Here is a 17,451-nt window from a genome sequence, read left to right as displayed (position 1 = left end):
CGTTCATTCAGGACGATGCGCCGCGTACACTAGCGCTCCTGCGCAGGCTCCCCGAGGGCTGCGGTTTTCTGAGAATTGATTTATGCAAATCGCCCTGGCCCCGATGGAGGGGTTGGTCGACGAGATCCTTCGTGATGTGCTGACCCGGGTGGGCGGCATCGACTGGTGTGTGACCGAATTTATCCGTGTGACCGAGCGGGTATTGCCGGCCAGCACCTATGAAAAACTCGCTCCCGAGCTCTTCAGCGGAGCGCGGACGGCTGCCGGTACGCCGTTGCGGGTGCAGTTTCTCGGCTCCGATCCGCTCTGCCTGGCCGATAACGCCGCGTTCGCCTGCACCCTGGGGGCACCGGTGATCGACCTGAATTTCGGCTGCCCGGCCAAGACGGTAAACAAGTCCCGCGGCGGGGCGGTGCTGCTCAAGGAGCCGGAGCTGCTCCATGCCATCGTCCGCGAGGTGCGTCGCACGGTGCCGGCGCATATCCCGGTGACCGCCAAGATGCGCCTGGGCTTCGAGCACAAGGACGCTGCCCTGGAGTGCGCCCGGGCTCTGGCCGATGGCGGTGCGGCGCAGATCGTGGTGCACGCCCGGACCAAGGTGGAAGGCTACAAGCCGCCGGCGCACTGGGAGTGGGTGGCGCGGGTACAGGAAGCAGTCAAGGTGCCGGTGTTCGCCAATGGCGAGATCTGGACTCTGGAGGACTGGCGACGTTGCCGCGAGGTCAGCGGGGTCGAGGACATCATGCTCGGTCGCGGCCTGGTGGCGCGTCCGGACCTGGCTCGGCAGATCGCTGCCGCCAGGGCTGGGCAGGTGGTGGAGACCATGGGCTGGGCCGAACTGCAGCCTCTGCTCGCCGATTTCTGGCTGCAGGCGCGGCGCAAGATGTCGCCACGCTATGCGCCGGGGCGGCTCAAGCAATGGCTGGCGATGCTGACCCGCAGTTACCCGGAGGCCACCGAGCTGTTCAACCTGCTGCGCCGCGAGAACGACTGCCTGCGTATTGATGGCTTGCTCGGTACCCAGTTTGCCGAGGCAGAGCCTGTCGAACAGGCGAGCGCCTGAGTTCGTAGGGTGGATCACGCTACACCGATCCACCATGATCTCGACACATGGTGGATGAAAAAGCGTCATCCACCCTACGCGCTGTTTTTAACGCAGCAGGGCCGACGCGCAGCAGATCGTGAATAGGTTCTCAGCGCCCGCCGCTGACATCCAGCAGCGCCCCACTGGTATAGGACGCCTGCGCGCCGGCCAGCCAGAGAATCGCTTCGGCCACTTCCTCGGCCAGACCGCCACGGCCCATGGGCACGCTCTGACTGACCCGCGCGACCCGCGCCGGTTCGCCGCCGCTGGCATGGATGGCGGTGTCGATCACCCCGGGGCGCACGGCGTTGACCCGAATCCCTTCGGCGGCGACTTCCTTGGCCAGGCCCAGGGTCATGCTGTCGATCGCGCCCTTGGCCGCGGCATAGTCGATATATTCGCCCGGCGCGCCGAGGCGGGCGGCAGCCGATGACAGGTTGACGATGCTGCCGCCCTGGCCGCCGTGGGCGGTGGACATGCGCCTGATCGCCTCGCGGGCGCAGAGAAAGCTGCCGAATACATTGGTGGCGAACACCCGCTGCCAGCGCGCCAGGTCCATCTGCTCCAGGGGCATCTGGGTTTCCAGCATGCCGGCGTTGTTGACCAGTACATCAAGGCGGCCGAAGTGGCGGTCGAGCTGGGCGAACAGGTGCAGAACCTGGCTTTCGTCGGCCACATCCGCCTGTACCGCGATGGCTTGTCCGCCGCCCTGGGTGATCTCGGCAACCAGGGCATCCGCTGCGGCTTGTTGCTGGTGATAGTTGAGGCACAGGGCATAACCGCGTGCGGCGGCGAGCCTGGCGGTGGCTGCGCCTATGCCGCGGCTGGCACCGGTAATCAGCATGACCTTGCTCATCGAGTTGCTCCCTGTAAGAACATTCTGCAGAGGCTTGAAATCTACCTGAGTAGCCACATTTTTAGTTATGCGGGATGCCGAAGTCGGGTTCCGCAATTGCAGGGTGTTGAAAAACGTAGCGAGCGAAGGTCAGGCAAGGCGAAACAAGCCGAGGAAGCGCAGTGTACGAGCTGTACATGAGCATGACTCGTTGCACTCGCCCTTCGGGTCGCGCTGAAGCGCGTTAGCCGCCAGCGTCTTCCGAGGCTGGTTTCAACCCAGCATGGCCGAGCGCAGTAGTTTTTAACGCTCTGCATTACTCGCTGAAATTCAGGAGATTTAACTATGAGCACTGCATTTTCCATGACCCCGCTGTTCCGTCAGTCCGTTGGCTTCGACCGTTTCAATGACCTGTTCGAATCGGCCATGCGCAACGAGGCGGGCAGCAGCTATCCACCCTATAACGTCGAGAAGTATGCCGACGATCAGTACCGCATCGTGGTCGCCGCCGCAGGCTTTCAGGAAGAAGACCTGGAGCTGCAGGTCGAGCGCGGGGTGCTGACGGTTAGCGGCGGCAAGCGCGACACCAGTGCCGAGAATGTCACCTACCTGTACCAGGGCATTGCCCAGCGCGCGTTCAAGCTGTCGTTCCGCCTGGCCGACCATATCGAGGTCAAGGCTGCCAGCCTGGTCAACGGCCTGTTGAATATCGACCTGGTGCGCATCGTGCCGGAGGAGGCCAAGGCCAAGCGCATTCCCATCAGCGCCGAGCGCACTGTGTTGCAGCGTTAATCATCCGTCGTCAGGTGGATAAACAAGGGCACCTAGGGTGCCCTTGTTGTTTTTACCGGGTTGGGCTGGCTGTTTTCTTCCAGCAGGCTGCGGAACTGCGTCAGGGGCACCGGTTTGCTGAACAGGTAGCCCTGGTAGTGGTGGCAGCCCTGCTGCTGGAGGAAGTCCAGCTGGTCGCGCTGTTCGACCCCTTCGGCAATCATCGCCAGGCCCAGGCTGCGGGCCATGGCGACGATGGCGCGGATGATTTCCGCATCGTTGACGTCGAGGGTGGCGTCGCGCACGAACGACTGGTCGATCTTCAGCACGTCCACCGGCAGGCGCTTGAGGTAGGTCAGGGAGCTGTAGCCGGTGCCGAAGTCGTCCATGGCGAAGCTGACGCCGACGCGTTTGAGGCGATTCATCTTGGCGATGGTGTCGTCGATATTCTGGATCACGATGCCTTCGGTGATCTCCAGCTTGAGCATCCCGGCGGGTAGCTTGCTGGCGGCCAGGCTGCTTTCCACGCGCTCGACGAAGTCGTTCTGGCGGAACTGCCGGGGGCTGATATTCACGCACAGGCTGAACTGGCTGGCGTCGACCAGGCCGTCCCTGAGCAGCTGGGCGCAGGCGTGGCAGGCTTCGGCCAGAACCCAGCCGCCGACTTCGAGAATCAGCCCGCTTTCTTCCAGCACATGGATAAACAGGGCTGGCGACTGTGCGCCCAGGGTCGGGTGACACCAGCGCAGCAGGGCTTCGGCACCGATGATCTGGTTGTTGCGGGCGTCGACCTGGGGCTGGAAATGCAATTCGAACTCGCCGCGGGCCAGGGCCAGGCGCAGGTCGTTCTCCAGGCGCAGGCGTTCGCTGGCGGCCTTCTGCATGGTGTTGCGAAACAGCTGGATGCAGTTGCGACCCGAGTCCTTGGCGCGGTACAGGGCAATATCGGCGCGCTTGAGCAGGTCCGCCGGGGTGTCGCCATGGTCGGGGATCAGGGCGATGCCGATGCTGGGGGTAACCTGCAGCCTCTGGCCATCGAGCAGCATGGGTTCGGCCAGCAGCTGGCGCAGTTTCTCCGCCACCCCGCGGGCCTGGCGCACCACGGTCGAGCGCTTGCCTTCCAGGCCCGAGAGCAGCACCACGAACTCGTCGCCACCCAGGCGTGCCACCGTGTCTTCCTGGCGCACGCTGGCTTCCAGGCGCGCGGTGACCAGCTTGAGCACCGCGTCGCCGACCGGGTGGCCGAGGGAGTCGTTGATGTGCTTGAAATGGTCGAGGTCGAGAAACAGCAGTGCGCCGCGCAGTTCATGGCGCTTGAGCAGGGCGATCTGCTGGGTCAGGCGGTCGAGCAGCAGGGCGCGATTGGGCAGGTTGGTCAGCGAGTCGTGGTAGGCCAGGTGCTGCACCTGGGCCTGGGCATGCTTGAGTTCGCTGATATCGCGGGCGGTCAGCAGCAGGCAGGGGGTGGCGTTCAGTTCGATCGGTTCGACCGAGACCTCGACCAGCTTGATCGTGCCGTCGCGGTGCCGGCCGTGCATTTCCATATGGTAGACGTGGCCGTCCTGCATCAGCCGCTGCACCATCTGCACCCGCTCCTGCGGGTCGGCCCAGACGTTGAGTTCGCTGGCGCTGCGGCCGATAACCTCGTCGGCCTGGTAGCCGGTCAGGCGGCTGAAACCCTGGTTGACCTCGATATAACGGCCCGTATCGCGCTCGGTGATGGTGATGGCGTCCGGGCTGGAGTGGAAGGCCTTGGCGAACTTCTCCTGGCTGGCTTTGAGCGCGGCTTCGGCCTGCTGGCGCGCGCTGATATCGCGAAACGAGGTGAGAATGCAGGACTGGCTGCCGATTTCGATCGGTCGGGTCGAGACCACGCAGGTGAGTTTGCGGCCCAGGCGGTCGAGAAAGTCGGCGACCTCGTTATCCAGTTTCTGCTGCCGGTGGAACTTTACGAAGAGTGCCGCGCGCACCTCTATATTGGCCCAGAATTTGAGTTCCAGCATGGTGCGCCCCACCACCTGTTCGGGCTGCCAGCCGAACACCTGGGTGAAGCTGGGGTTGATTTCCACTACGCGGCCGTCCGGCACCGTGGTCAGGGCGATGGGGTCGGGGCTGGCCTGGAACAGGGTGGCGAACTTTTCCTCGGATGCCTTCAGGCGCTGCTCGCGGCGAACCCGCTCGCTGATGTCGATCAGGATGCCGGCCATGCGCTCGGGCCTGCCCTGGGCGTCGCGGTAGAGCTTGGCGGTGCTCTCCAGGTAATGCACTTCCTGGTTGGCATAGATGGCGCGGTAGGTTACCTGGTAGTCCTGGGCGCTGCCTTCGACCAGACTCTTGTAGTGGTCGCGCATGGCGCGGCGGTCTTCCAGGGGGACGAAACTGAAGAACTTACGGAAGTCGTCATGAAAGGGTTGCTCCGCCAGGCCGTGGAGCTTCGCAGCGCGCACCGAGCCAAACAGCATATTGCTGGGGATATGCCAGTCCCAGGTGCCCAGGTCGGCGGACTCCAGGGCCAGGTTCAGGCGTTCCTGGCTGTCCTGCAGGGCCTGCTCCTGTTTGCGCTGCTCGGTGATGTCGCGTAGCGACAGCACCAGGCAGGTGCAACCATCCAGCAGTATCGCACCGCCGAACAGGAGGTTGCGGCGCAGGCTGCCATCGCGGTGGTAGAGGCTGACTTCCAGGCCGTCGAGGGCATTGTTCTCGATGGCTTCGAGCATTCGCAGGCGGTCGCCGGGGTGGGCCCAGATGCCCAGTTCCACCGAGGTGCGGCCCAGGGTTTCCTGGCTGGTCCAGCCGAACTGGCGGGTAAAGCCGGCATTGATCTCGATAAAGCGCCCGGTGGCTTTGTCGGAGATGAGCACGGCGTCCGGGGTGTAGTGGAAGGCCTGGGCGAATTTTTCCTCGCTGCTGCGCAGCGCCTGTTCACGCGCCTGCTGCCCGCTGATATCGCGGATCACCCCCATCACCCGTTGTTTGCCGTCGGCATCCAGTTGCAGGCTGCCGCTGATTTCCAGCCAGTGCAGGCTTTCGTCCGGCCAGATGATGCGGTGGCGAAACGCACGGGTGCTGGGGGTGCCGGCCAGCAACTGTTCGAACAGCTGGAGGACTTCGGCGCGATCTTCGGGTGGAATCAGGTCGATATAGTTGATCTGGGTATCCAGGGGTTTCCTGGGGTCGAGGCCGAACAGTGCCTGCGCGCCGCGCGACCAGCTGACCCGGCCGCTTTCGATGTCCCAGTACCAGGTGCCCAGTTTGGCCCCGTTCAAGGCGCGCAGCAGGCGCGGGGCGTCATTCCAGGCGTTTTCGAATTCAGCAGGGTCCAGTGCCGGGATAAAAGGCAGTGGTGGGCGGCGGTCACTGTATTGGGTCACAACCGACTCTTCCTTTGGGCCATCGGGTGGTGTAACCGTGCTCGGGGCGACAGGCTTGGCTCATGGGTGGGCCTTTTTTATCGTTATGCCTCACGTTAGCCTCTTGTCTGTCGGCAGTGCAAGGCTGTCGCGCTGACTGTCGAGCAGGGTCATAAAGGCCCGCGCGGCATTCGACAGGGTACGCTCGGTGTGGGAGATATAGCCCAGTTGGCGCGACAGCTGGATGCCGGGCAGGGGCAGGCGGGCCACCTGGTCGTCGAGCATGGTGCGCGGCAGCACGCTCCAGGCCAGGCCGATGGAGACCATCATCTTGATGGTTTCCAGGTAGTTGGTGCTCATGGCGATGTTCGGTGTCAGCCCCTGTGCTTCGAACAGGCGGCGCACAATATGGTGGGTAAAGGTGTTGCCGCCGGGAAATACCGCCGGATGATGCGCCACGTCGGCCAGGCTGATCGTCTGGCTGCGTGCCAGTGGATGCTCGGGGGCGGCGACGAAATCCAGCGGGTCGTCCCACACGGCCACCGCATGCACCGGCTCGCGAGTTTCCGGGGCCAGGGTGATCACCGCCAGTTCGGCGCGGCCGTGCAGCACCTCTTCATAAGCCACTTCGGAGTCGAGGAACTGGATGTCCAGGGCTACCTGTGGGTGTGCACGGGTAAAGGCGCGCAGCAGCGGCGGCAGGCGATGCAGGCCGATATGGTGGCTGGTGGCGAGGGTCAGGCGGCCGCTTATCTCGCCATTGAGGTTGGTCAGGGCGCGGCGCGTATCATCGAGTACATTGAGAATCTGATAGGCCCGCGGCAGCAGGGCGCGGCCAGCCTCGGTCAGGCTCACCTCGCGGCCCAGGCGGTCGAACAGGCGCACATTGAGCTGCAGCTCCAGGCTGGCGATGCGTTTGCTCACCGCTGGCTGGGTCAGATGCAGGCGCTCGGCCGCCTCCGAAAAGCTGCCCAGCTCGGCGATGGCGATAAAGGCGTTGAGGGTGGCGAGGTCCATAACGCACTAGCTCCAAGTGATAAGCCATAGGCAGCAAGAGCAAGGCTGTGGCTCCTTGCTTGCACCTTGAGGCTTACAGACTATCGCTATTCCTGCAAGGAATCCTTTGAATAAAAAATATGAATTTGAGTAATTCGATGGCAGCCCATAGGATTGCCCCATAAGCCAGAGGGCCATTCGCCCCAGGCATAGAAAGATGCTGATGAGGAAAACGCTGATGGCCGGCAAAACGCTCTACGACAAGCTTTGGGAAATGCATGAGGTCAAGCGCCGCGACGATGGTTCGTCGCTGATCTATATCGACCGGCATATTCTCCACGAAGTGACCTCGCCCCAGGCCTTCGAGGGCTTGCGTCTGGCCGGCCGCAAGCCGTGGCGCATCGACGCCAACATCGCCACCCCCGACCACAACGTGCCGACCACCAAGGCTGAGCGTCAGGGCGGCCTGGAAGCCATCGCCGATGAAGTCTCGCGCATTCAGGTGCAGACCCTGGACGAGAACTGCGACGACTTCGGCATCCTCGAATTCAAGATGAACGACGTGCGCCAGGGCATCGTCCACGTGGTCGGCCCGGAGCAGGGCGCGACCCTGCCGGGCATGACCGTGGTTTGTGGCGACTCGCACACCTCCACCCATGGCGCATTCGGCGCGCTGGCCCACGGCATCGGCACCTCGGAAGTCGAGCATGTGCTGGCGACCCAGTGCCTGGTGGCGAAGAAGATGAAGAACATGCAGGTGCTGGTCGAAGGCAAACTGCCGTTCGGCGTGACAGCCAAGGACATCGTGCTTGCCGTCATTGGCAAGATCGGCACCGCCGGCGGCAATGGCCATGCCCTGGAGTTCGCCGGTAGCGCGATCCGCGAGCTTTCGCTGGAAGGGCGCATGACCATCTGCAATATGTCCATCGAGGCTGGTGCCCGTGTCGGCCTGGTGGCGGTGGATCAGAAGACCATCGATTACGTCGAAGGCCGTCCGTTCGCACCCAAGGGTGCTGATTGGGCCGCTGCAGTGGCGCAGTGGCAGGACCTGGTGTCCGATGCCGATGCTGTATTCGATACCGTGGTCGAGCTGCGTGCCGAGGACATCAAACCGCAGGTCAGCTGGGGCACTTCGCCGGAAATGGTTCTGGCCGTGGATCAAAACGTGCCGGACCCGGCCGCCGAGAGCGACCCGGTGAAGAAGGACTCCATCATCCGAGCTTTGAAATATATGGGCCTGAGTGCCAATCAGGCGATCACCGATATCCAGCTCGATCGCGTGTTTATCGGTTCCTGCACCAACTCGCGGATCGAAGACCTGCGCGCCGCTGCCGAGGTGGCCAAGGGTCGCAAGGTCGCCGCAACCATCAAGCAGGCCATGGTGGTGCCGGGCTCCGGTCTGGTCAAAGCCCAGGCGGAACAGGAAGGGCTGGACAAGATCTTTATCGAAGCCGGTTTTGAATGGCGCGAGCCGGGCTGCTCCATGTGCCTGGCGATGAACCCGGACAAACTCGGCAGCGGCGAGCATTGCGCCTCCACCTCCAACCGCAACTTCGAAGGCCGTCAGGGGGCCGGTGGGCGTACTCACCTGGTCAGCCCGGCGATGGCGGCGGCGGCGGCAGTGACCGGCCGCTTTATCGATGTGCGTGAATTGATCCAGGCCTGAGGACTCGAGCATGAAAGCTTTTACCCAACATACCGGCCTGGTCGCTCCACTGGATCGCGCCAACGTCGACACCGACCAGATCATCCCCAAGCAGTTCTTGAAGTCGATCAAGCGCACGGGCTTCGGCCCCAACCTGTTCGATGAGTGGCGTTACCACGACGTCGGGCAGCCGAATCAGGACAACTCCAAGCGCCCGGTCAATCAGGAGTTCGTGCTGAACTTCCCGCGTTACCAGGGTGCCAGTGTGTTGCTGGCACGGGAGAACTTCGGTTGCGGCTCATCCCGCGAGCATGCGCCCTGGGCGCTGGAAGAGTACGGCTTTCGCACCATCATCGCGCCGAGCTTTGCCGACATCTTCTACAACAACAGTTTCAAGAACGGTCTGCTGCCGATCATTCTCAAGGAAGACGAGGTCGATGCGCTGTTCCAGCAGGCCGAGGCCACCGTCGGCTATCAGCTGACCGTCGACCTGGCTGCGCAAACCGTGACCCGTCCGGATGGTGTGCAGTACAGCTTCGAGGTCGATGCCTTCCGCAAGCATTGCCTGCTCAATGGTCTGGACGATATTGGCCTGACCCTGCAGGACAGCGACGCGATCAAGGCCTTCGAGGTCGGTTACCAGCAGCGCAGCCCCTGGCTGTTCGGCGCGATCAAGTAAGTGAGGGTGGGCGGGGCCGCCTAGGCCGCGCGCACCGGTTCAACGAATAAATGGTGCGCACGGCGCACCCCATGGCGTATTGAGGGCAAGATGAGCAAGCAGATTCTGATTCTCCCAGGCGACGGTATCGGCCCGGAAATCATGGCCGAAGCGGTCAAGGTGCTGGAGCTGGTCAACGACAAGTACAGCCTGGGTTTCGAGCTGAGCTTCGACGAACTGGGCGGCGCGGCCGTAGACAAGTACGGCGTGCCCCTGGCCGATGAAACCCTGGAGCGCGCCCGCGCCGCCGACGCCATTCTGCTCGGTGCCGTTGGCGGGCCGAAGTGGGACAAGATCGATCCGGCCATCCGCCCCGAGCGCGGCCTGCTGAAAATCCGTTCGCAACTGGGGCTGTTCGCCAACCTGCGTCCGGCCATTCTCTACCCGCAGCTGGCTGATGCTTCCTCGCTGAAGCCGGAAGTGGTAGCGGGGCTGGATATCCTGATCGTGCGTGAGCTGACCGGTGGCATCTACTTCGGCCAGCCGCGCGAGAGCAAGGTGCTGGAAAACGGCGAGCGCATGGCCTACGACACCCTGCCGTACAGCGAAAGCGAAGTGCGCCGTATCGCCCGGGTCGGTTTCGATATGGCTCGCGTGCGCGGCAACAAGCTCTGCTCGGTGGACAAGGCCAACGTGCTGGCGTCCAGCCAACTGTGGCGCGCCGTGGTCGAGGAAGTGGCCAAGGATTACCCGGACGTCGAGCTCAGCCATATGTATGTGGATAACGCCGCCATGCAGCTGGTGCGCGCGCCCAAGCAGTTCGACGTGATGGTCACCGACAATATGTTCGGCGACATTCTCTCGGACGAGGCCTCCATGCTTACCGGCTCCATCGGCATGCTGCCGTCGGCGTCCCTGGATGCCAACAACAAGGGCATGTACGAGCCGTGCCACGGCAGCGCGCCGGATATCGCCGGACAGGGCATTGCCAATCCGTTGGCGACCATTCTGTCGGTGTCGATGATGCTGCGTTACAGCTTCAACCAGGCCGCGGCGGCCGATGCCATCGAGCAGGCGGTCAGCCTGGTGCTGGATCAGGGCCTGCGCACTGGCGATATTCTTTCTGCCGGTACGACCAAGGTCGGTACGGCGGCAATGGGCGATGCGGTGGTTTCCGCGCTGCGCAGTCTGTAATCTTCTCTGCCCGTCGGCGCTAACTCCGGCGGTCTGCTTGTTTATAAAGGTGCAGTGGCTATGAAACGTGTAGGTCTGATCGGTTGGCGTGGCATGGTGGGTTCCGTGCTGATGCAGCGCATGCTAGAAGAGCAGGATTTCGACTTGATCGAACCGGTGTTCTTCACCACTTCCAATGTCGGCGGTCAGGGTCCGGCGATTGGCAAGGAGATTGCCCCGCTGAAGGACGCCTACAGCATCGACGAGCTGAAAAGCCTCGACGTGATCCTGACCTGTCAGGGGGGCGACTACACCAGTGAAGTCTTCCCCAAGCTGCGCGAAGCCGGCTGGCAGGGCTACTGGATCGATGCCGCCTCCTCGCTGCGCATGGACGACAGCTCGGTCATCGTGCTCGATCCGGTCAACCGCAAGGTGATCGACCAGCAGCTCGATGCCGGTACCAAGAACTATATCGGTGGTAACTGCACCGTCAGCCTGATGCTGATGGCGTTGGGCGGCCTCTACGAAGCCGGTCTGGTCGAGTGGATGAGCGCCATGACCTATCAGGCGGCAAGCGGTGCCGGTGCGCAGAACATGCGCGAGCTGATCAAGCAGATGGGTGCGATCAACGCCTCGGTGGCCGATGAGCTGGCCGATCCAGCCAGCGCCATTCTGGATATCGACCGCAAGGTGGCCGAGGCCATGCGCGGCGAGTCCTTCCCGGTCGACAACTTTGGCGTGCCCCTGGCAGGCAGCCTGATTCCTTACATCGACAAGGAGCTGCCCAACGGCCAGAGCCGTGAAGAGTGGAAGGGTCAGGCGGAAACCAACAAGATACTCGGCCGTTTCAAGAACCCGATTCCGGTCGATGGTCTGTGTGTGCGCATCGGTGCCATGCGTTGCCACAGCCAGGCGCTGACCATCAAGTTGAACAAAGACGTGCCCATGGCCGATATCGAAGGCTTGATCAGCCAGCACAACCCCTGGGTCAAACTGGTGCCGAACCAGCGTGAGGCGAGCATCCGCGAACTGGGGCCGACCGCGGTAACTGGTACCCTGAGCGTGCCGGTCGGTCGTCTGCGCAAGCTCAACATGGGGTCGCAGTACCTCGGTGCGTTCACCGTCGGTGACCAGCTATTGTGGGGCGCGGCCGAGCCACTGCGGCGCATGCTGCGGATTCTGCTGGAGCGTTGATGTCCTGAGTCTCTGCTGACGAGACTGCGGGGGTGCTGAAGAAGCGGGTTTGCCGGTGATCGAATGAAAGTTCGACCGCTGGCAAGCCCGCTTCTTTGCATTTGGCCGATGCGGTTATACAGTGCTGGGCTTATTTCGCTAGAAGCCTTGCCATGACCCGTAGTTTTGATATCGCAGTGATCGGTGCCACCGGAAGTGTGGGGGAAACCCTGGTGCAGTTGCTCGAGGAGCGCGATTTCCCGGTGGCGAACCTGCATCTGATTGCCAGTGGTGATTCGGCGGGCGGCTCACTGTCCTTCAAGGGCAAGAACCTGCGGGTACGCTCTATCGAGTCCTTCGACTTTGCCAATGTGCGTCTGGCCTTCTTTACTGCCGGCGCGGCCGTGACCCAGGAATATGCCACCCAGGCCAGGGCGGCGGGCTGTGCGGTGATCGATCTGACCGGCGCTCTGCCCGAGGAGCTGGCCCCGCGGGTCATCCCCGAAGTGAATGCCGAGGTTCTGGCGACACTGTCTGCCCCTTATCTGCTGGCCAGCCCGAGTGCGCCGAGTATCGCCCTGGCCACTGTGCTGGCGGTGCTGGGGGCGCACCTGAGCCCGCAGCGGCTGACCGTTACCGCCTGTCTGGCGGTTTCCAGCCGAGGCCGGGCAGGGGTTTCCGAATTGGCGCGGCAGACCGCCGAGCTGCTCAATGGCCGCGCTTTCGAGCCGCAACTGTTTGATCGGCAGATGGCGTTCAATCTGCTGGGGCAGGTCGATGAATGCGATGGTGAAGGTCATGGCGCGCTGGAGCGGCGCATGGCTCTCGAACTGAAAACCCTGCTGGCTGCGCCACAGTTGCAGGTGTCGGCCACCTGCATACAGGCCCCGGTGTTCTTTGGCGACAGTTTCAGCGTATCGCTGCAGTGCGCCTCGGCGTTCGATCTGCAATCTCTGCGTGATGCCCTGGAAGCCGCGCCGGCTGTGGAATATGTAGAATCCGGCGATTATCCGACGGTGGTGGGCGACGCGGTGGGGCAGGATGAGGTCTATGTCGGCCGAGTTCGCGCCGGCCTGGATGATCCCTGTGAACTCAATTTGTGGATTGCGTCTGATAATGTAAGAAAAGGCGCTGCCCTGAATGCTGTGCAATTGGCCGAGTTGTTGATAAAACACTATCTGTAAAAGATACTTAGCTGGAAATTTGAAGAATCTTTCGAGCTTGGCAATACTGGCTGAGTTGATTGCTGGATGGGGCTACACCTTCGGGTGGTGCAGGCAGCAATTTCCAAGATCCTCTCGCCTGGCGAGAAAAAAAGATAAAACAAGGGATAACGCTATGGTTCGGGTTCGCAAACTGGTGCTGGCAATCGCAGCTGCTTCGGCACTGTCCTCCGGTATGGCGCATGCGCTGGGACTGGGTGAGGTGACCTTGCAGTCGGCGCTGAATCAGCCGTTGGTGGCTGAAATCGAGCTGCTGGAAGTGCGTGACCTGACCTCCAGCGAGCTGCGGCCCAGCCTCGCGTCTCCCGAAGAATTCAACAAGGCGGGGGTGGATCGTCAGTATTTTCTGACCGATCTCAAGTTCACTCCGGTACTCAAGCCCAACGGCAAGAGCGTTATCCGCGTTACCTCGAGCAAGCCGCTGCGTGAGCCCTACCTGAACTTCCTAGTTGAGGTGCTGTGGCCTAACGGTCGCCTGCTGCGTGAGTACACCCTGCTGCTCGATCCGCCTCTTTACAGCCCGCAGGCCGTGATCCCTGCAGCGCCGCAGCTACCGGTCGCTGCCCCCGCGCCGCGCCCGCAAGTCGCCGCTGCGCCGCGTCCGGTGCAAGCCAGCGGTGCACCCGTGGCTCCGGCCGCGCCTGCCGCGCCAAGGGCTCTGAATGGCAACGAATACAAGACCACTGCCAATGACACCCTCTGGGAAATTGCCCAGCGCGTACCCGGCGGTAGCGTGCATCAGACCATGCTGGCCATCCAGGCGCTGAATCCGGATGCCTTTATCGGCGGCAATATCAATCGCCTGAAAAGCGGTCAGGTTTTGCGTCTACCGGACGCCGAGCAGGTCAAGAGCCGAGGCCAGGCCGAGGCCATTGCCCAGGTCGCCGAGCAGAACGCCGCATGGCGCGAAGGCCGCAGCCTGGCCGGCGGTACCGCGCGCCAGCTGGATGCCACCAAACGTACCGTGGCTGGCGATGCGCCTGCCAAAGCGGCGGCTGGCGACAGCCTGAAACTGGTCGCGGCCGATACCGGCAAGGCCACCGCCGGTAGCGATACCGGTACTGCCGACAGCAAGGCCCTGGCCGACAAGCTGGCGGTGACTCAGGAAAGCCTCGATTCCACTCGTCGGGAAAATGCCGAGCTGAAGGATCGCATGGGCGATCTGCAGAGCCAGCTCGACAAGCTGCAGCGCCTGATTCAGCTCAAAGACGATCAGATGGCCAAGCTGCAGGCTGACCTGGCTGCCCAGAGGCAGGCCCCCGCAGTGGCTCCAGCGGTCGAGGCCGCTGCGCCTGCGCCGGCACCTGAGGCCAGTGTCGAGGCACCGGCACTCGCGCAAACCCCCGAAGCACAGGTGCCGGCTAGGCCCGTTGAGCCAGTAGCCGAGCCCGAGCAGGATTTCAATTACAGCGAAGAACCGGCTCCGGCCGCTCAGCCTGAGGCGGCTGCGCCGCAAGTCAGCGAGCCGCCTGCGCCGGCCAAACCAGCTCCGGTCAAGCCGGCAGCCCCTGTGGTGGCCGTTGCGCCACCAGTGGTAGAGCCGCCGGTCGAGACCAGTCCACTTGATGAGTTTCTCGCTAACCCGATGATGCTGGGCATCGCCGGTGGTGGTGCTTTGCTGGTTTTGCTGCTGGCGCTGATGATGCTGTCGCGCCGCAATGCCCTCAAGGAAGCCGAACTGCAGGAAAGCCTGGCGGCGGACGGGCAGGGTGTTGATCTGGGTGCCGATATGGCCCTGCCAGCCGATAGCTTCGATGCTGCGGACGATCTGGCTGGCGAGCAGGCGTCTGCTCCGGCTGAAGAGCGTGTAGCCGCACAAACCGGTGATGCTTTGGGCGAGGCCGATATCTACATTGCCTACGGACGCTTCAATCAGGCCGCGGAGTTGCTGCAGGGGGCCATTAATGATGAGCCGCAGCGCAGTGACCTGCGCTTGAAACTGATGGAGGTCTATGCCGAGCTGGGCGACCGCGAAGGCTTTGCCCGTCAGGACAACGAACTGCGTGAAATCGGCGGCAGCGCTTCCGAAGTCGATCAGATCAAGGCCAAGTATCCCGCCATGCTCGTCGCTGCCGGTGCTGCTGGTTTTGCGGCGACTGCCAGTGCTGAGGATGACGACCTGAGCGACTTCAGCTTCGATGACCTGGCGCTGGATGAGCCGACCGCGCCCGCTGCAGGCGGCGATCTGGACGATGCCTTCGACCTCAGTCTGGACGATCTGGAGGCTGATCTGGAGCGTGATCTGCAGGCGGCCGGTAAAGCGGCGGGCTCAAACGATATGGACAGCCTGTCGCTGGATAGCGATATGGACTTCAGTGCGCCGGTCGAGCCGAAAGCCAAAGAAGACGACGAGCTGGGTTTCGATCTGAGCCTGGACGAGGCCGCTGGTGAAAGCCTGGCAACCGAAGATGATCTGGCCGATTTCAGCCTGGATCTGGACGCGCCGCTTGAGCTTGAAACGGCCGCCGAAGACGAGTTTCTGTTGAGCCTGGACGACGAGCCGAGCGCTGCTCCGGTCAAGAATGAGCTGCCCGCAGCGGCCCCCGAGCCTGCAGCAGAGGAGGCTGACAATGGCTTCGATCTGTCGGCCGACTTCGATCTGGCTTTGAATGATGAACTGCCCGCCCAGCCGAGCAGCGACAGCTTTGCTGCCCAGCTCGACGAGGTGAATGCGGAGCTGGATCAGCTGGCTGGTGATCTGGATCAGCCTGATGATCTGGGCATGCCAGCCAGCTCCGGCCTGTCCGATTCAGGCATGGATGGCGATGACGACTTCGACTTCCTCTCCGGTACCGATGAAACCGCGACCAAGCTCGATCTGGCACGCGCCTATATCGATATGGGTGACACCGAAGGTGCTCGCGACATCCTCGATGAAGTCATCGCCGAAGGTAACGATGGTCAGCAGCAGGAAGCCCGCGAGCTGATCGCTAAACTGGTTTGATACATGTCTGATGGTCTCACTACAGCGGCAGCCGATTCGGCTGCCGTTGGCGTTTTCAAAATCGCCCTCGGGGTCGAATACAAAGGCTCGCGCTACCGTGGCTTTCAGCGCCAGCGGGCGGGTGTGCCTTCGATTCAGGAGTCCCTGGAAAAAGCCCTGTCGAAAGTCGCGGGCGGCGCTGCGGTTACCCTGAGCTGCGCCGGGCGCACCGATGCCTTGGTACATGCCAGTGCCCAGGTGGTGCATTTCGCGACCACTGTCGAGCGCTCCATGCATGCCTGGGTGATGGGGGCGAACATGAACCTGCCCGCCGATATCAGCGTGACCTGGGCCAGGTCGATGCCGGCACATTTCGATGCGCGCTTCTGTGCCCAGGCGCGGCGCTATCGCTATGTGATCTACAACGATCAGATCCGCCCGGCGCATATGGCCGAAGAGGTGACCTGGAATCATCGGCCGCTGGATATCGAGCGCATGCGCGAGGCAGCCAAGGCTTTTGTCGGCACCCACGACTTCAGCGCCTTTCGCGCGCGCCAGTGCCAGGCCAAGTCGCCGATCAAGACGGTGCATCACCTGGAGCTGCTGCAGCACGGGCGCTTTATCGTGCTGGATATCCGCGCCAATGCCTTCCTCCACCATATGGTGCGCAATATCGCCGGGGTGCTGATGACCATCGGGGCAGGGGAACGGCCTGTTGAGTGGGCCCAGGAAGTGCTGGAAACTCGCGTGCGGCGCACGGGTGGGGTGACGGCGCATCCTTATGGCTTGTATCTGGTGCAGGTCGATTATCCGGCCGAGTTCGATTTGCCCAGGCGTTATCTGGGGCCGCATTTTCTCTCCGGTTTGGCGGATGTGGCGGCTGACGCCTGAAAGGCTATTTGTTAGCATCCGGCTCTGGTCGAATATCTTGAGGTGATCCTGTTGTCAGTCGTTCGCAGCAAGATCTGTGGCATTACCCGCATAGAAGACGCATTGTCGGCCGCCGAGGCGGGCGCGGATGCCATAGGTCTGGTGTTCTATGCCAAGAGCCCGCGTGCGGTCAGTGTGCAGCAGGCGCGGGCCATCATTGCCGCCTTGCCACCCTTCGTGACCACGGTGGGGCTGTTTGTCGATGCCAGCAGGCAGGAGCTCGACGAAATTCTCGCTGCCGTCCCCCTGGACCTGTTGCAGTTTCATGGGGATGAGAGCCCCGCCTTCTGCGAGGCCTTGCAGCGGCCCTATATCAAGGCGCTGCGGGTCAAGCCCGGCGATGATCTGGCGGCTCAGGTCGCAGCCTATGGCCAGGCGTCGGGGGTTTTGCTCGACACCTATGTGCCGGGCATTCCCGGTGGTACGGGCGAGGCTTTCGACTGGTCGCTGGTGCCGCAGGGTTTGAATAAGCCGATTATCCTGGCCGGTGGCCTGGTGGCGGAGAATGTGGCCGCGGCGATCAGGCAGGTGCGGCCCTATGCGGTCGATGTCAGTGGTGGCGTCGAGGCCGGCAAGGGCATCAAGGATGCAGAAAAGATCCGGGCGTTTATGCGCGCGGTCAAGACGGCCGGCGGGTGATGTGACGACGCGCTGCCCTTGGCCGTCCATACCCCTGTTGCAGGTGTTGCA

The 17,451-nt window shown here is 62.8% G+C and carries 13 protein-coding genes; 10 read left to right on the top strand and 3 right to left on the bottom strand.

Translation table 11 applies throughout. The annotated features are described in order from the left end of the window. The first annotated feature begins 82 nt into the window (after nt 1–82). Nucleotides 83–1,063, top strand: coding sequence for a tRNA dihydrouridine synthase (locus WMW70_RS13100; protein ID WP_341437940.1), 981 nt, complete (start codon nt 83–85; stop codon nt 1,061–1,063). Nucleotides 1,064–1,193: 130 nt separating this feature from the next. Here WMW70_RS13100 and WMW70_RS13095 read toward each other — a convergent pair whose 3' ends face one another. Further along, nucleotides 1,194–1,940 (bottom strand): SDR family oxidoreductase, encoded by a 747-nt coding sequence (locus tag WMW70_RS13095; RefSeq protein WP_341437939.1) that lies wholly within the window; start codon nt 1,938–1,940, stop codon nt 1,194–1,196. 324 nt (nt 1,941–2,264) lie between these two features. Between WMW70_RS13095 and WMW70_RS13090 the strand changes: the two genes are divergently transcribed. Beyond that, complete coding sequence (locus WMW70_RS13090; RefSeq protein WP_341437938.1) at nt 2,265–2,711, top strand: Hsp20 family protein; 447 nt, start codon at nt 2,265–2,267, stop codon at nt 2,709–2,711. Nucleotides 2,712–2,743: 32 nt separating this feature from the next. On the opposite strand, the gene WMW70_RS13085 is transcribed toward WMW70_RS13090, so the two are convergent. Then, nucleotides 2,744–6,061 (bottom strand): PAS domain S-box protein, encoded by a 3,318-nt coding sequence (locus WMW70_RS13085; RefSeq protein WP_341437937.1) that lies wholly within the window; start codon nt 6,059–6,061, stop codon nt 2,744–2,746. Between the two features lie 90 nt (nt 6,062–6,151). Further along, on the bottom strand, nt 6,152–7,057 hold the full coding sequence (locus WMW70_RS13080; RefSeq protein ID WP_341437936.1) for a LysR family transcriptional regulator: 906 nt from the start codon (nt 7,055–7,057) through the stop codon (nt 6,152–6,154). A gap of 217 nt (nt 7,058–7,274) precedes the next feature. On the opposite strand from WMW70_RS13080, the gene leuC reads away from it, so the two are divergent. From leuC to WMW70_RS13040, 8 genes are all read left to right on the top strand, one after another. After that, nucleotides 7,275–8,702: a 3-isopropylmalate dehydratase large subunit gene (leuC, locus tag WMW70_RS13075; protein WP_341437935.1), complete on the top strand. Its 1,428-nt coding sequence runs from the start codon at nt 7,275–7,277 to the stop codon at nt 8,700–8,702. A 10-nt stretch (nt 8,703–8,712) separates the two neighbouring features. Further along, complete coding sequence (gene leuD / locus WMW70_RS13070; RefSeq protein ID WP_341437934.1) at nt 8,713–9,360, top strand: 3-isopropylmalate dehydratase small subunit; 648 nt, start codon at nt 8,713–8,715, stop codon at nt 9,358–9,360. A 90-nt stretch (nt 9,361–9,450) separates the two neighbouring features. Beyond that, entirely contained in the window at nt 9,451–10,533 is a 1,083-nt protein-coding gene (leuB, locus tag WMW70_RS13065; RefSeq protein WP_341437933.1) for a 3-isopropylmalate dehydrogenase, read from the top strand. A 60-nt stretch (nt 10,534–10,593) separates the two neighbouring features. Then, nucleotides 10,594–11,706: an aspartate-semialdehyde dehydrogenase gene (gene asd / locus WMW70_RS13060; RefSeq protein WP_341437932.1), complete on the top strand. Its 1,113-nt coding sequence runs from the start codon at nt 10,594–10,596 to the stop codon at nt 11,704–11,706. Between the two features lie 152 nt (nt 11,707–11,858). Further along, complete coding sequence (locus WMW70_RS13055) at nt 11,859–12,869, top strand: aspartate-semialdehyde dehydrogenase (RefSeq protein ID WP_341437931.1); 1,011 nt, start codon at nt 11,859–11,861, stop codon at nt 12,867–12,869. Between the two features lie 154 nt (nt 12,870–13,023). Further along, nucleotides 13,024–15,852: a FimV/HubP family polar landmark protein gene (locus tag WMW70_RS13050; protein WP_341437930.1), complete on the top strand. Its 2,829-nt coding sequence runs from the start codon at nt 13,024–13,026 to the stop codon at nt 15,850–15,852. Nucleotides 15,853–15,855: 3 nt separating this feature from the next. Further along, entirely contained in the window at nt 15,856–16,722 is an 867-nt protein-coding gene (gene truA / locus WMW70_RS13045; protein ID WP_341437929.1) for a tRNA pseudouridine(38-40) synthase TruA, read from the top strand. A gap of 51 nt (nt 16,723–16,773) precedes the next feature. Then, nucleotides 16,774–17,400: a phosphoribosylanthranilate isomerase gene (locus tag WMW70_RS13040; protein WP_341437928.1), complete on the top strand. Its 627-nt coding sequence runs from the start codon at nt 16,774–16,776 to the stop codon at nt 17,398–17,400. Nucleotides 17,401–17,451: the final 51 nt, after the last annotated feature.

Origin of the sequence: Pseudomonas sp. XK-1 (assembly GCF_038069885.1) — a bacterium.
Taxonomy (GTDB): Bacteria; Pseudomonadota; Gammaproteobacteria; order Pseudomonadales; family Pseudomonadaceae; genus Aquipseudomonas.
The sequence above is the reverse complement of the archived record's forward strand: the minus strand, read 5'-3'. Positions and strand labels throughout refer to the sequence as shown.

Bases quoted from the DNA above. Each gene is read 5' to 3' on its own strand.
- WMW70_RS13100 (WP_341437940.1), top strand. From the start codon at position 83: ATGCAAATCGCCCTGGCCCCGATGGAGGGGTTGGTCGACGAGATCCTT.
- WMW70_RS13095 (WP_341437939.1), bottom strand. From the start codon at position 1,940: ATGAGCAAGGTCATGCTGATTACCGGTGCCAGCCGCGGCATAGGCGCA.
- WMW70_RS13090 (WP_341437938.1), top strand. From the start codon at position 2,265: ATGAGCACTGCATTTTCCATGACCCCGCTGTTCCGTCAGTCCGTTGGC.
- WMW70_RS13080 (WP_341437936.1), bottom strand. From the start codon at position 7,057: ATGGACCTCGCCACCCTCAACGCCTTTATCGCCATCGCCGAGCTGGGC.
- leuC (WP_341437935.1), top strand. From the start codon at position 7,275: ATGGCCGGCAAAACGCTCTACGACAAGCTTTGGGAAATGCATGAGGTC.
- leuD (WP_341437934.1), top strand. From the start codon at position 8,713: ATGAAAGCTTTTACCCAACATACCGGCCTGGTCGCTCCACTGGATCGC.
- leuB (WP_341437933.1), top strand. From the start codon at position 9,451: ATGAGCAAGCAGATTCTGATTCTCCCAGGCGACGGTATCGGCCCGGAA.
- asd (WP_341437932.1), top strand. From the start codon at position 10,594: ATGAAACGTGTAGGTCTGATCGGTTGGCGTGGCATGGTGGGTTCCGTG.
- WMW70_RS13055 (WP_341437931.1), top strand. From the start codon at position 11,859: ATGACCCGTAGTTTTGATATCGCAGTGATCGGTGCCACCGGAAGTGTG.
- WMW70_RS13050 (WP_341437930.1), top strand. From the start codon at position 13,024: ATGGTTCGGGTTCGCAAACTGGTGCTGGCAATCGCAGCTGCTTCGGCA.
- truA (WP_341437929.1), top strand. From the start codon at position 15,856: ATGTCTGATGGTCTCACTACAGCGGCAGCCGATTCGGCTGCCGTTGGC.